Here is a 13,577-nt window from a genome sequence, read left to right as displayed (position 1 = left end):
GCCGGCGCCGACGGGAGCAGGGTCGACGTGCGGCGGGCGCGGGGAGGCGGTGGTGCGGGTGCGAAGAGCGGTGCGGTGTCGGCATCCCGTTCTCCTTGCCTGGCTCGGGTCCGCCGGGGACGGACGGACCGCAGGGAGGGTGTGGGGAGTGTGGGGAGCCGGAACGTTACTCGCAGGTAGACGAGTTGGGGGAGGGTTTGCGCGAACTGATCAGTCGGATCGCCGCTGCTTTTCCTGTACGGGAGACGAGGGGGACGAGGGCTTCGGCGGTGACGGCGGGGACGCCGGCTGCGGAGCCTGCGCCTCCAGAACCGGGAAGCGGCGCGGCGCGAGGGCGAACAGGACGGCCAGCGCCACGGCCGCCGCGCACGCCGCCCCCACGTACACGGAGTCGACGGCCGCGTCGATCGCCCGTCGCACGCCCTCGGAACCGGCGTCGCTGGTCACCGAGTCGAGGTCGGTGCCCGCGCCGAGCCGCCCGGAGATCACCGCATTGGCGACCGCGCCGAAGACGGCCGCGCCGACGGTCTGGCCGATCTGCCGGTAGAAGAGGATCGAGGCGGTGGCCGTGCCGCGCTCCGCCCAGCCCACCGACGACTGCACGCCGATGATCAGCGGCAGCTGGAACAGGCCGAGGGCCGCACCGAGCAGCAGGCTCAGCAGGGTCGGCTGCCAGACCGCGCCCGGGAAGGGCAGCAGCGGGAACGCGATCAGCAGCCCGAGCGCCGCCGTCATGCCGATCAGGGCCGTGTCGCGGAAGCCGATCCTGCGGTACACGTGCTGGCTGAGCGCCGCAGAGATCGGCCAGCTCAGGGTCATCACGGAGAGCACGAACCCGGCCGCGGTGGGGGACAGGCCGAGGACGGACTGCGCGTACGTGGGCAGGAAGGTGGTCGGCGCCACCATCAGCAGGCCCATCGCGCCGAGCGCCAGATTGACCGCGGCGATGGTGCGCCGCTTCCAGACCCACCCCGGCAGGATCGGCTCGGGGGCCCGCCGCTCGATCAGCACGACCGCGCCGATGAGCGCGACGCCCGTACAGAGAAGGGCGATCGAGGGCGCCGAGTCCCAGGCCCACGCGACCCCGCCCTGCACCAGCCACATCAGCAGCACCCCGCCCGCCGCGAACACGGCGAGCGCGCCCGCCCAGTCGATCCTCGGGCGCGGGCCGGGTTCCCGGGCGGGCTCGTGCAGGTGTCGTACGACGAGGAAGAGCGCGACGGCGCCGATGGGCAGGTTGATCAGGAAGATCCAGCGCCAGCCCGCGGTCGAGGCGAGCAGCCCGCCGAGCGCGGGGCCGAGCACCGACGACGTGGCCCACACCGTGGACAACTTGGCCTGGATCTTGGGGCGTTGTTCGAGGGGGTAGAGGTCGGCGGCGAGGGTCTGCACGGTGCCCTGGATCGCGCCGCCGCCCAGGCCCTGGACGACGCGGAAGGCGATCAGCGCGCCCATGTTCCAGGCGCTCGCGCACAGCAGCGACCCGGCCAGGAACAGCACGCTGCCCGCGATGAGGACGGGCTTGCGGCCGAGGGTGTCCGACAGCTTGCCGTAGACGGGCAGCGTGACGGTCACCGCGAGCAGATAGCCGGAGAACAGCCAGGAGAAGACGGAGAAGCCGCCGAGGTCCCCGACGATCTGCGGGACCGCCGTGGAGACGATGGTGGAGTCGAGCGCGGCCAGCGCCATCGACAGCATCAGCGCGGCGACCACCGCACCCCGTGCGTTCCTGCTCTGCATTCGTTCCCCCTGCATCTATCTCCGGCGAGGAGCTTATGCGGGTGGAGGCGACCCTGAGTAGAGCTCCACCGGGAGGTGGACAGCCCCTAGGGGTTGCTCCGTAGATCGGACCGGGGACGGTTCGTCCCCCTGGAGGAGGAGCCGGGCGGGGGGTTCTTCCTACCGTCTAGGGGTGGGGTTTTCCCCCGGGAAAGACGGTGACTTCCACCAGCGCGCCCGAGGCCCCGCGTCACCAGACTTGTACCTGTCCTCGCGGATCGCCGCGAAGACGGATATCCGACATAGGAGAGAAACCGTGACAACGGCTGTGAGCATTCCCAGGACCGGGGGCACTGGCGGGCGAACGGCCGTTGCCGCGAGGGCACGGCAGGTCGTCAAGGCGTACGGGTCGGGGGAGACCCGGGTCGTCGCGCTCGACCACGTCGACGTGGACATCGCCCGCGGACAGTTCACCGCGATCATGGGCCCGTCGGGGTCCGGCAAGTCGACGCTGATGCACTGCCTCGCGGGCCTGGACACCGTGTCCTCCGGCCAGATCTACCTCGACGAGACCGAGATCACCGGCCTCAAGGACAAGAAGCTGACCCAGCTGCGGCGCGACCGCATCGGGTTCATCTTCCAGGCGTTCAACCTGCTGCCCACGCTGAACGCCCTGGAGAACATCACGCTCCCCATGGACATCGCGGGCCGCAAGCCCGACAGGCAGTGGCTGGACCGGGTCGTCACGACCGTCGGCCTCGCCGAGCGCCTCAAGCACCGGCCCACCCAGCTCTCCGGCGGCCAGCAGCAACGCGTCGCCGTGGCACGGGCGTTGGCGGCCCGGCCCGAGATCATCTTCGGTGACGAGCCGACCGGAAACCTGGACTCGCGGGCCGGCGCCGAGGTGCTCGGCTTCCTGCGCCGCTCCGTCGACGAGCTCGGCCAGACCATCGTGATGGTCACCCACGACCCGGTGGCCGCCTCGTACGCGGACCGCGTCCTGTACCTGGCCGACGGCCGCATCGTCGACGAGATGCTCCGGCCGACCGCCGAGGCCGTCCTGGACCGCATGAAGGACTTCGACGCCCGGGGCCGTACGTCATGAGCGCCAACACCGTGATGAAGACCTCGCTGCGCAACTTCTTCGCGCACAAGGGCCGCATGGCCCTCTCGGCGATCGCCGTGCTGCTCTCGGTCGCCTTCGTGACCGGCACCCTCGTGTTCACCGACACGATGGACAAGACCTTCGACAAGCTGTTCACGGCCACCGCGTCGGACGTCACCGTCAGCCCGAAGGGGTCCGACAGCGAGGGCAGCGCCACGGGCCGCCCCGAGTCGCTGCCCGCCTCCGCCATCGACACCGTGAAGAAGGCCGAAGGCGTCAAGTCGGCCGAGGGCGCGGTCGGTTCGATGAACGTGACCGTCGTGAACGCCGACAACAAGAACATGGGCTCCGAGAACGGCGCCCCGACCATCGCCGGCAACTGGACCAAGAACGACCTGCGGTCCATGGAGATCACCTCGGGGCACGCGCCGCGCGGCCCGACCGAGACCATGGTCGACGCCGACACCGCGAAGAAGCACCATCTGAAGCTCGGTGACGAACTGCGCACCATCGCCGCCACCGGCGACCTCAAGACGAAGATCGTCGGCATCGCCGCCTTCAAGGTGACCAACCCGGGCGCGGCCGTCGTCTACTTCGACACCGCCACCGCACAGCGCGAACTCATCGGGAAGACCGGCCGGTTCACGCAGATCAACGTCGCCGCGGACGCCGGGTACACCGACGCGCAGGTGAAGAGGAACGTCGCCGGCACGCTCACGGGCTCGTACAAGATCCAGACACAGCAGGAGGCCGCGGACGCCAACGCCTCCGACGTCGGCTCCTTCATGGACGTCATCAAGTACGCCCTGCTCGGCTTCGCCGGGATCGCCTTCCTCGTCGGCATCTTCCTGATCATCAACACGTTCTCGATGCTGGTCGCCCAGCGCACCCGCGAGATCGGCCTGATGCGGGCCATCGGCTCCTCGCGCAAGCAGGTCAACCGGTCCGTGCTCGTCGAGGCCCTGCTGCTCGGCGTCGTCGGCTCCGTCGTCGGTGTCGGCGCCGGAGTCGGGCTCGCCATCGGCCTGATGAAGCTCATGTCCGCCGCGGGCATGGACCTGTCCACGAACGACCTCACCGTGAAGTGGACGACCCCGGCGATCGGCCTGCTCCTCGGCATCGTCGTCACCGTCCTCGCCGCGTACCTGCCCGCACGCCGGGCCGGCAAGGTCTCCCCGATGGCGGCCCTGCGCGACGCGGGCACCCCGGCCGACGGCAGGGCCGGCGCGGTCCGCGCGGTCATCGGCATCCTCCTCACGGGCGGCGGCGGTTACGCGCTCTACCTCGCCACGCAGGCCGACAAGGCCGGCGAAGGCTCGCTGTACCTCGGCGCGGGCATCGTCGCCTCGCTCATCGGGTTCGTCGTCGTCGGCCCGCTCCTCGCCGGGATCGTGGTCCGGGTGATCAGCGCCGTCCTGCTGCGGTTCTTCGGCCCGGTCGGGCGGATGGCCGAGCGCAACGCGCTGCGCAACCCGCGGCGCACCGGTGCCACGGGCGCGGCCCTGATGATCGGCCTCGCGCTGGTCGCCTGCCTCTCCGTCGTCGGCTCCTCGATGGTCGCCTCGGCCACCGACCAGCTCGACAAGTCCGTCGGCGCCGACTTCATCGTCGAGCCCAGCAACGGCGGCATCACCCCGCAGGCCGCCACGGCCCTGAAGAACGTCCAGAAGGACGGTCTGGTCTCCCACGTCACCGAGGTCAAGTTCGTCGAGGCGACCGTGATCACACCCTCCGGCAAGAAGGAGAAGGAGGAGCTCTCCGCGGCGAGCCCGTCCTACGCCGAGGACCTGCGGCGCGACATGACCGCCGGGCAGCTCTCGGCGGCGTACGGCAAGAACGCGATGTCGGTCGGCTCGGAGTTCGCGACGCGCCACCACATCGGGGTCGGCGACACGATGACCGTCGCCTTCGACCACGGGCGGACCGCGAAGCTGAAGGTCGCGGCGATCACGAATGACGAGAACACCGTGTTCGACAAGGGCGCGATGTACACGAACGTGGCGACCGCCGCCCAGTACGTACCCGCCGACCGGCTGCCGCTGAACGGCATGATGTTCGCCAAGGCCGCGGGCAGTGACGACGACACCGCGAAGGCCGCCGCCGCGTACAAGGCCCTGAAGGCGTCCGTCGCCTCCGACCCGACCGTCAAGGTCAAGGACCAGACCGACTACAAGCAGACCCTGAAGGACCAGATCGGCCAGCTCCTGAACATGATCTACGGGCTGCTCGCGCTGGCGATCATCGTCGCGGTGCTCGGCGTCGTGAACACCCTGGCCCTGTCGGTCGTCGAGCGGACGAGGGAGATCGGCCTCATGCGGGCCATCGGCCTCTCCCGCCGCCAGCTGCGCCGCATGATCCGCCTGGAGTCGGTGGTCATCGCCCTCTTCGGTGCCCTGCTCGGGCTCGGCCTCGGCATGGGCTGGGGCGCGACGGCCCAGAAGCTGCTGGCCCTGGAGGGCCTGGGCGTCCTGGAGATCCCGTGGCCGACGATCATCTCGGTCTTCGTCGCCTCGGCCTTCGTGGGCCTGTTCGCCGCGCTGATCCCGGCGTTCCGGGCGGGGCGGATGAATGTGCTGAACGCGATCGCGACGGAGTGATCGCGGGGTACGTGTGAGGGGCCCGGCTTGTGCCGGGCCCCTCACCCTTGACTACGGGACGCGTCCGATGTTCAGGACGATGATGGTGATGGTGCCTTCATCGATCTCGTACAGGAGGCGGTAGCGGCCTATGTGCATGCGCCGCAGCTCCGGGGACCCGTAGGCGGTCGTGCCGATCGGGCGTGGATCGTCGGCGAGCTGATCGGCGGCCGCGTATACCTGCCGCAGGCCTTCGGGGTCGTCCTTGAGGAAGCGGACCGCGGTGTTGGTTGCCCGCTCGTGCCAGATGACGTGGTAGCTCACTCACGCTCCAGGCCGAGCAGCTTGCCGACTTCTTCGTGCGGTACGCCGACGAACGTGCCCGCGGCCTTCTCCGCGCGGTATTGGGCCACGGCCAACTGCTCCTCCAGCTCCAGCACCCGCTCCTCCAGCTCGGCCAACTCTCTGGGGTTGATGAACACGGTCGCGGCCTGGCCGTGATCCGTGATCGTGATGCGCTCCCGCGCATGCGCGGTGCGGCGCACCAGGGAACCGAACCGGGCGCGGGCCTCGGTGATGGGCAGCGTCTCACTCATGTACGAAACTGTACGCTTCCAGCATCTTCAGTGCAGTCCCTCGATCGGGCGACACCGTCACTGCATCCCGAAGGCCTCCGCAATGTCGTCCGGCAGTTCGTCGAAGTCGTCGGGGGTATGGATCTGTCCGCGCAGCGCACCGTGACCGCTCCGGTTAGCCTTCGCAGGCAGTGGCCGCACCTCAGGTGCCGCGTCGTCGACCTCGTACGTCTGGATTGCGCTCATGGACTCACCGTAGGTCCGTGCCACCCGGCGTGCTCCGGTTCGGCCAGGTGTGCCCCGGAAGGACGACGTACCCTGGAACCCCCGGCCCGTTCGACGTGTCGGGCCCTTTGCGTTGCTCACCAAGCCGGACGGAAGCGGAACGCCCCCATGAGCCTGCACGGACTGCTCGACGCCGTCGTCAAGGACGCGGCCCTCACCGAAGCGGTGAAAGCCGCAGGTGACGGCAACCGCATGCACATCGACCTGGTCGGCCCGCCCGCGTCCCGCCCCTTCACGGTGGCCGCCCTCGCCCGCGAGGCGAAGCGGACCGTGCTCGCCGTCACCGCCACCGGGCGCGAGGCCGAGGACCTGGCGGCGGCGCTGCGCTCGCTGCTGCCCGCGGACGGTGTCGTGGAGTTCCCGTCGTGGGAGACGCTGCCGCACGAGCGGCTGAGCCCGCGCTCGGACACGGTCGGCCGGCGCCTCGCCGTGCTGCGCCGGCTCGCCCACCCGCGCACCGACGACCCGGAGACCGGCCCGGTCTCCGTCGTCGTCGCGCCGATCCGCTCCGTCCTGCAACCGCAGGTCAAGGGGCTCGGCGACCTGGAGCCCGTGGCACTGCGCTCCGGCGACTCCGCCGACCTGAACGAGACCGTCGAGGCGCTGGCCGCCGCCGCGTACGCCCGCGTCGAACTCGTCGAGAAGCGCGGCGAGTTCGCCGTGCGCGGCGGCATCCTCGACGTCTTCCCGCCGACCGAGGAGCACCCCCTCCGCGTCGAGTTCTGGGGCGACGACGTCGAGGAGATCCGGTACTTCAAGGTCGCCGACCAGCGGTCCCTGGAGATCGCCGAGCACGGACTGTGGGCGCCGCCCTGCCGGGAACTGCTCCTGACCGCCGACGTACGCGCCAGAGCGGCCGAACTCGCCGAGCAGCACCCGGAGTTGGGCGAACTGCTCGGCAAGATCGCCGAGGGCATCGCGGTCGAGGGCATGGAGTCCCTCGCCCCCGTCCTCGTCGACGACATGGAGCTGCTGCTCGACGTCCTGCCCGCCGGGTCCATGGCGGTCGTCTGCGACCCGGAGCGGGTGCGCACGCGCGCCGCCGACCTGGTGGCGACGTCGCAGGAGTTCCTCCAGGCGTCCTGGGCCGCGTCCGCGACCGGCGGCGCGGCCCCCATCGACGTGGGCGCCGCCTCCCTGTGGGCCATCGCGGACGTCCGGGACCGGGCCCGTGAGCTCGGCATGATGTGGTGGTCGGTGTCCCCGTTCGCGGCGGACGCCGACGGTTCGGACGCGGACACGCTTCAGCTGGGCATGCACGCCCCGGAGACGTACCGCGGCGACACCGCGAAGGCGCTCGCCGACACCAAGGGCTGGCTGGCCGACGGCTGGCGCACGGTCTACGTCACCGAGGGGCACGGCCCCGCGAGCCGCACCGTCGAGGTGCTCGGCGGCGAGGGCATCGCCGCCCGCCTGGAGAAGGACCTCGGGGAACTCGCGCCCTCCGTCGTCCAGGTGGCCTGCGGCTCGCTCGAAGTCGGCTTCGTGCACCCGCAGTTGAAGGTCGCGGTCCTCACCGAGACCGACCTGACCGGGCAGCGGACGGCCGGCAAGGACGGCCAGCGGATGCCCGCCCGCCGCCGCAAGACCATCGACCCGCTCACCCTTGAGGCCGGCGACTACATCGTCCACGAGCAGCACGGTGTCGGCCGCTACATCGAGATGGTCCAGCGCACGGTCCAGGGCGCGACCCGCGAGTACCTCGTCGTCGAGTACGCCCCGGCCAAGCGCGGCCAGCCCGGCGACCGCCTCTACATCCCGACCGACCAGCTGGAGCAGATCACCAAGTACGTCGGCGGCGAGGCCCCGACCCTGCACCGCCTCGGCGGCGCCGACTGGACGAAGACGAAGGCGCGCGCGAAGAAGGCGGTCAAGGAGATCGCCGCCGACCTCATCAAGCTGTACTCGGCCCGCATGGCGGCGCCCGGGCACGCCTTCGGCGCGGACACGCCCTGGCAGCGCGAGCTGGAGGACGCGTTCCCGTACGCGGAGACGCCCGACCAGCTGACCACCATCGCCGAGGTCAAGGACGACATGGAGAAGACGGTCCCGATGGACCGCCTGATCTGTGGCGACGTCGGCTACGGCAAGACGGAGATCGCCGTCCGCGCCGCGTTCAAGGCGGTCCAGGACGGCAAGCAGGTCGCGGTCCTCGTGCCCACCACCCTCCTGGTGCAGCAGCACTTCGGCACGTTCAGCGAGCGCTACGCCCAATTCCCGGTGAGCGTCAAGGCGTTGAGCCGCTTCCAGACGGAGACGGAGTCCAAGGCGACGCTCGAAGGGCTGCGCGACGGCTCGGTCGACATCGTCATCGGCACGCACCGCCTCTTCTCCTCCGAGACCAAGTTCAAGGACCTGGGCCTGGTCATCGTCGACGAGGAACAGCGCTTCGGCGTCGAGCACAAGGAGCAGCTGAAGAAGCTCCGCGCCAACGTCGACGTCCTGACCATGTCCGCGACGCCGATCCCCCGTACGCTCGAAATGGCCGTGACCGGCATCCGCGAGATGTCGACGATCACCACGCCGCCCGAGGAGCGCCACCCGGTCCTCACCTTCGTCGGCCCGTACGAGGAGAAGCAGATCGGCGCGGCCATCCGCCGCGAGCTGCTGCGCGAGGGCCAGGTCTTCTACATCCACAACCGTGTCGAGTCGATCGACCGCGCGGCGGCCAGGCTCCGGGACATCGTGCCGGAGGCGCGCATCGCGACGGCCCACGGCCAGATGTCCGAACAGGCCCTGGAACAGGTCGTGGTGGACTTCTGGGAGAAGAAGTTCGACGTCCTCGTCTCGACGACGATCGTCGAGTCCGGCATCGACATCTCCAACGCGAACACGCTGATCGTGGAGCGCGGCGACAACTTCGGCCTCTCCCAGCTCCACCAGCTGCGCGGGCGGGTAGGACGAGGCCGCGAGCGCGGCTACGCCTACTTCCTGTACCCGCCGGAGAAGCCCCTGACGGAGACCGCCCACGAGCGCCTCGCGACGATCGCCCAGCACACCGAGATGGGCGCGGGCATGTACGTGGCGATGAAGGACCTGGAGATCCGCGGCGCGGGCAACCTGCTCGGCGGCGAGCAGTCCGGCCACATCGCGGGCGTCGGCTTCGACCTCTACGTCCGGATGGTCGGCGAGGCCGTGGCCGACTACCGCGCGCAGATGGAGGGCGGGGTCGAGGAGGAGCCGCCGCTGGAGGTCAAGATCGAGCTCCCGGTCGACGCGCACGTCCCGCACGACTACGCGCCGGGCGAGCGGCTCAGGCTCCAGGCGTACCGGTCGATCGCCTCGGCGAACACGGAGGAGGACGTCAAGCACGTCCGCGAGGAACTCACCGACCGCTACGGCAAGCTGCCCGAGCCGGTCGAGAACCTGCTGCTCGTCGCGGGTCTGCGGATGCTCTCCCGCGCCTGCGGCGTCGGCGAGATCGTCCTCCAGGGCACCAACATCCGCTTCGCGCCGGTGGAGTTGAGGGAGTCGCAGGAGCTGCGCCTCAAGCGCCTCTACCCCGGAACGGTCATCAAGCCGGCCACCCACCAGATCCTGGTCCCGCGCCCGAAGACGGCGAAGGTCGGCGGAAAGCCCTTGGTCGGGCGGGAGCTGCTGGCCTGGGTCGGGGAGTTCCTGGCGTCGATCCTGGGGTCGTAGGGGTCAGTCCGCCGCGGTGTCGCCGGGCTCGGCAGGGGCCTGGCCGCCGCGGCGCCAGATCGATGTCGAGGGTGAACGGCACGGTCAGCTTGAGGCGATCGTGGTGGATGCCGGTGATGGCGTAGGCGTTGGTCGCCGGGTCGAGCTCGTAGACGTAGACGACCGGCTTGCCGTCGTTCTCCTCGATGCGCCAGTAGTGCCGGATGAGGGCGCCCGCGTACTTGCGGGGCTTGATCTCGCGGTCGCGCTCCACGGAGTCGTCCGAGACGATCTCCACGGCGAGGCGGATGTCGGCCGGGTCGTACCAGGTCTGGCGGGGACCGGTGACGGCGCTGCGCGGGACCAGCATCAGGTCGGGCTCGGGCCGGTTCCGCTTGTCGATCTTCGTGGTCATCTCGCGGACGACGAACAGCTCCTCCGGCGCCCGGTCCTCCAGGGCACGCTCCAGCAGGCGCAGCGTGGTCATGTGGAAGTTGGTCTGCGGGCTCGCGAGGAACAGGCCTCCGTCGATCATCTCTGTGTGCGGGGGGAGGCCCGGGATCGTGTCGAGGTCGTCGGCCGTCCAGCCGCCCAGCGGCGGAGTCGGCCAGCTGCTCTGCTCCTGCTCCGGCTCGTTCTCGGCGGCGGTGCTCATCATCAGCGCTCCCGCGCGGCGGAGTCTGGCGCGTATCGCCAGCGTACTCGGCGGCTTGATCCACGCATCGCCGGAACGAGTGACCACGCCTTGGGTCACTTGTTCGGAGCCACCCCGTCCAGTGCGGTGGCCAACCGATTCCGCACCGCCACCTGCGCCGCGATCCTCCGGTCGATCACCGCGAGGCGTTCGCGGGCGATGCGGAAGAAGCCGTCCGAGGGGCCGTTCGCCAGCAGATCGCCGTCCAGGCACGGCAGGAAGAGCCGTACGTCGTCGACCGTGAGCCCCGCGTCGAGCAGCAGCCGGATGTTGCCGACGCGGGTCACGGCCGGGTCGCCGTACACGCGGTAGCCGTTCGCCGCCCGCTCCGACGTGATGAGCCCCGCCTGCTCGTAGTGGCGCAGCGCGCGTGACGACGTGCCCGTGGCCGCCGCGAGTTCCCCGATCCGCATGCACGGCAGTCTCAGGCGACGACCGCGCCCCGTCCACCGGCACGATCACCCCGGTGACGAACGACGCGTCCGGCGACGCGAGGTGCGTGATCGCCGCCGCGACGTCCTCCGGCCGCCCGACCCGCCCGAGGGGCGTGTGCTCCAGCTGCCACTCGCGGATCGCGGCCCGCTCCTCGGGGCTGAACGCGGAGTGGTCGGCGATCGGCGTCTCGATCGCGCCGGGGGCGACCGCCGCGACCCGGATCCCGCGCGGCGCGAGCTGCACCGCCCAGCTGCGGGTGAGCGAGTCGAGGGCCGCTTTTCCGGCCGCGTAGAGGGAGTTGCCGGGCCAGCCGCGCTGCCCGATGGCGGTGGTGACGTTGACGACGACGCCGCGGCTGTCCTCCAGCGCGGGCAGTGCCGCCTGCACGAGGAGCACCGGCGCGATCAGGTTCGTGGCGAGCAGGGGCCGGACGGAGGCGCGGGTGTAGGTCTCCAGGGACTCGCCGTTCGTGATGCCCGCGTTGTTGACCAGCACATCGATCCGGCCATGGGTGTCGAGCACCGTACGGACGATGGCCCCGGGGGCGCCGTCCGCCGTGATGTCGGCGGGCAGCGGCGTGATCAGCTCCTCGGCGCGGGCGGCCGTGCGGGCGAGCGGCTCGGGGCGGCGGCCCACCGCGACGACCCGGTCGCCGCGCGCCGCGAAGGCGTGCGCGGTGGCGCGGCCGATGCCGGTCCCCGCGCCCGTGACGACGACGACGCGCGGTGGGGCGCTGGCGTTCATGGTGTCCATGCGGGGATCGTCTGACCCTGACGCCAGTGACAACGTCAAGGGCGACTTCAAGTGCGGCTTCGAGGACACCTTCAAGTCGCCTCAGGGGAGGGGATGTTCGTGGCGCACGTTCCGGACGCCAAGGTCCGTCAGATGTGGCACCTGCTGGAGCCGCTGCACGCCGTGCTCTACTACACGCCCGAGGTCTTCGAGGAGGCGGCGGACCTCGGGTACCCGGTCGAGGAGCGCTGGCCGAGCTACTTCGCCTGGCGCGCCGCCCCGCTCGGCGCCCCCGGTGCGGTCCGCGTCGCCTCCGCCTTCTACAGCTTCAGCCCGGCGATGGTCGCCGCACACGTACCGGCCGCCTGGACGGTGGCGCCGCCGAAGGAGGTCCTCGCCGCACGGCCGCGCGGCATCGACCGCGCCTACCGGTCGCTCTTCGGCGAGGCGCTCGACAGCCCCGAGGTGGCGCGCGCCGCCGACCTCGTCCGGCGGGCCGCCGAGGCCGCGGGCGTCGAGGGCCGTCCGCTCGCCGCCGCCAACGCCGAACTCCCGTGGCCCGACGCCCCGCACCTGGTCCTGTGGCAGGCGGCCACCGTGCTGCGCGAGCACCGCGGCGACGGGCATCTGGCCGCGCTGCTCACGGCGGGGCTCGGCCCGGCCGAGTCGCTGGTGTCGTTCGCGGCGATCGGGGCGGCGCCCACCGGGACGTTCGCGAGCCGCGGCTGGACGCACGCCGAGTGGGACGCGGCGCACCAACACCTCGCAGGGCGCGGCCTGGTGGACGAGGACGGGATCGCCACCGACGCGGGCCGCGCGCTGCGCGCCGAGGTCGAGGCGCGCACGGACCGCCTCGCGGCCGCCCCCTGGCGCGCCCTCGGCACGGAAGCGGTCGACGAACTGGGGGAACTTCTCGGCCCGTTGTGGGTAACCGTTCTCGGGTCGGGGCTGCTGCCGTCGGTCACGACGCTGGGCATCGGCAAGGTCTGACGGATCGTCCGGCCGATGGTGTGATCATGCGTCGGGTACGGTGAGCGGTCCGAAACCGAACAAAAGGGGAGGTAGTTCCGTGACGGTGCGGGCAACGGTGCGCACGACTGCACAGCGAGGTGCCGGCCGGTTCGTGGCCGCCGCACTGGTGGCCGTCGTCGCCGCCACCGGATGCGAGGCGACGACCGTCGGGACCGGCGGTGAGGCGGGCCCGGAGCCGCAGGGCAAGGCGGGCAGCGCGCTGGCCGCCGTCGACTCGCTCACCGTCAAGGGTCGCGCGCCCAAGACCGGTTACGCGCGCGAGCGGTTCGGCAGTGCCTGGGCCGACACCGACTCCAACAGCTGCGACACCCGTGACGACATCCTCAAGCGGGACCTGAAGGGCGTGCGCTACTCGGACGGCGACTGCAAGGTCGTCTCCGGCACGCTCGCCCCGGACCCGTACGGCGGCAAGGACGTCTCCTTCACCCGAGGTCGCAGCAAGGTCGACATCGACCACCTCGTGGCGCTCTCCGACGCCTGGCAGAAGGGCGCCTTCCAGTGGGAGCCGGGCAAGCGCATCGCGTTCGCCAACGACCCGCTGAACCTGCTCGCCGTCGACGCGACCCCCAACCGCAGCAAGGGGGACGGCGACACGGCGACCTGGCTGCCGCCGAACAAGAAGTACCGCTGTACGTACGTCGCCGGGCAGGTCGCCGTGAAGAAGAAGTACGGGGTGTGGGTGACCGCCGCCGAACGCGACGCCATGAAAAAGGTCTTGACCACCTGCCCGGACCAGAAGCTACCTTCGGGCGGCAGTCCGACCGAGGCTCCCGCACGCTTCCACGCGCGCTGAGCCCTTCCCG

Annotated in this window: 10 protein-coding genes and 2 pseudogenes; 5 read left to right on the top strand and 7 right to left on the bottom strand. The window is 71.0% G+C overall.

From position 1 onward, the window contains the following. Positions 1–210: 210 nt before the first annotated feature. The gene (locus tag B072_RS42910) at positions 211–1,740 is read right to left on the bottom strand and encodes an MDR family MFS transporter (RefSeq protein WP_234018829.1); all 1,530 of its coding nucleotides are present in this window, start codon (positions 1,738–1,740) and stop codon (positions 211–213) included. A 295-nt stretch (positions 1,741–2,035) separates the two neighbouring features. Between B072_RS42910 and B072_RS0110035 the strand changes: the two genes are divergently transcribed. Further along, positions 2,036–2,824 carry an ABC transporter ATP-binding protein gene (locus tag B072_RS0110035; protein WP_026245645.1) on the top strand — a complete coding sequence of 263 codons (789 nt, stop codon included), beginning with the start codon at positions 2,036–2,038 and terminating at the stop codon, positions 2,822–2,824. Continuing rightward, the gene (locus tag B072_RS0110030; RefSeq protein WP_018529805.1) at positions 2,821–5,421 is read left to right on the top strand and encodes an ABC transporter permease; all 2,601 of its coding nucleotides are present in this window, start codon (positions 2,821–2,823) and stop codon (positions 5,419–5,421) included. Before B072_RS0110035 ends, B072_RS0110030 begins: the two co-directional genes overlap by 4 nt. A 51-nt stretch (positions 5,422–5,472) precedes the next feature. Here the strand turns inward: B072_RS0110030 and B072_RS0110025 are convergent, their stop codons facing one another. The 3 genes from B072_RS0110025 to B072_RS48650 are packed head-to-tail and all read right to left on the bottom strand — an operon-like array spanning position 5,473 to position 6,221. Continuing rightward, a complete protein-coding gene (locus B072_RS0110025; RefSeq protein ID WP_018529804.1) occupies positions 5,473–5,724 on the bottom strand; it encodes a type II toxin-antitoxin system RelE family toxin in 252 nt (83 codons plus the stop codon). Continuing rightward, positions 5,721–5,996, bottom strand: coding sequence for a type II toxin-antitoxin system prevent-host-death family antitoxin (locus tag B072_RS0110020; protein WP_018529803.1), 276 nt, complete (start codon positions 5,994–5,996; stop codon positions 5,721–5,723). The genes B072_RS0110025 and B072_RS0110020 overlap by 4 nt, the downstream gene beginning before the upstream one ends. A gap of 57 nt (positions 5,997–6,053) precedes the next feature. Next, positions 6,054–6,221 (bottom strand): hypothetical protein, encoded by a 168-nt coding sequence (locus tag B072_RS48650; RefSeq protein WP_199791028.1) that lies wholly within the window; start codon positions 6,219–6,221, stop codon positions 6,054–6,056. A 147-nt stretch (positions 6,222–6,368) separates the two neighbouring features. On the opposite strand from B072_RS48650, the gene mfd reads away from it, so the two are divergent. Continuing rightward, positions 6,369–9,902 (top strand): transcription-repair coupling factor, encoded by a 3,534-nt coding sequence (gene mfd, locus B072_RS0110010; RefSeq protein WP_018529801.1) that lies wholly within the window; start codon positions 6,369–6,371, stop codon positions 9,900–9,902. Between the two features lie 94 nt (positions 9,903–9,996). On the opposite strand, the pseudogene B072_RS42900 reads toward mfd, so the two are convergent. The 3 genes and pseudogenes from B072_RS42900 to B072_RS46390 form a co-directional block, all read right to left on the bottom strand. After that, positions 9,997–10,431: pseudogene (locus tag B072_RS42900) on the bottom strand (Uma2 family endonuclease); the annotation flags it as partial. Between the two features lie 200 nt (positions 10,432–10,631). Next, positions 10,632–10,988 carry a MerR family transcriptional regulator gene (locus tag B072_RS0110000; protein WP_018529799.1) on the bottom strand — a complete coding sequence of 119 codons (357 nt, stop codon included), beginning with the start codon at positions 10,986–10,988 and terminating at the stop codon, positions 10,632–10,634. Positions 10,989–11,016: 28 nt separating this feature from the next. After that, positions 11,017–11,763, bottom strand: a pseudogene (locus tag B072_RS46390) (SDR family NAD(P)-dependent oxidoreductase); the annotation flags it as partial. A gap of 93 nt (positions 11,764–11,856) precedes the next feature. On the opposite strand from B072_RS46390, the gene B072_RS0109980 reads away from it, so the two are divergent. Next, positions 11,857–12,732 (top strand): SCO6745 family protein, encoded by an 876-nt coding sequence (locus B072_RS0109980; protein ID WP_018529795.1) that lies wholly within the window; start codon positions 11,857–11,859, stop codon positions 12,730–12,732. 133 nt (positions 12,733–12,865) lie between these two features. After that, positions 12,866–13,567: an HNH endonuclease family protein gene (locus tag B072_RS0109975; protein ID WP_018529794.1), complete on the top strand. Its 702-nt coding sequence runs from the start codon at positions 12,866–12,868 to the stop codon at positions 13,565–13,567. Positions 13,568–13,577 lie beyond the last annotated feature (10 nt).

The sequence above is a fragment of the Streptomyces sp. HmicA12 genome (assembly GCF_000373565.1).
GTDB lineage: Bacteria > Actinomycetota > Actinomycetes > Streptomycetales > Streptomycetaceae > Streptomyces.
Note: the sequence above shows the minus strand (reverse complement) of the source record. Positions and strands in the feature narration are given on the sequence as shown.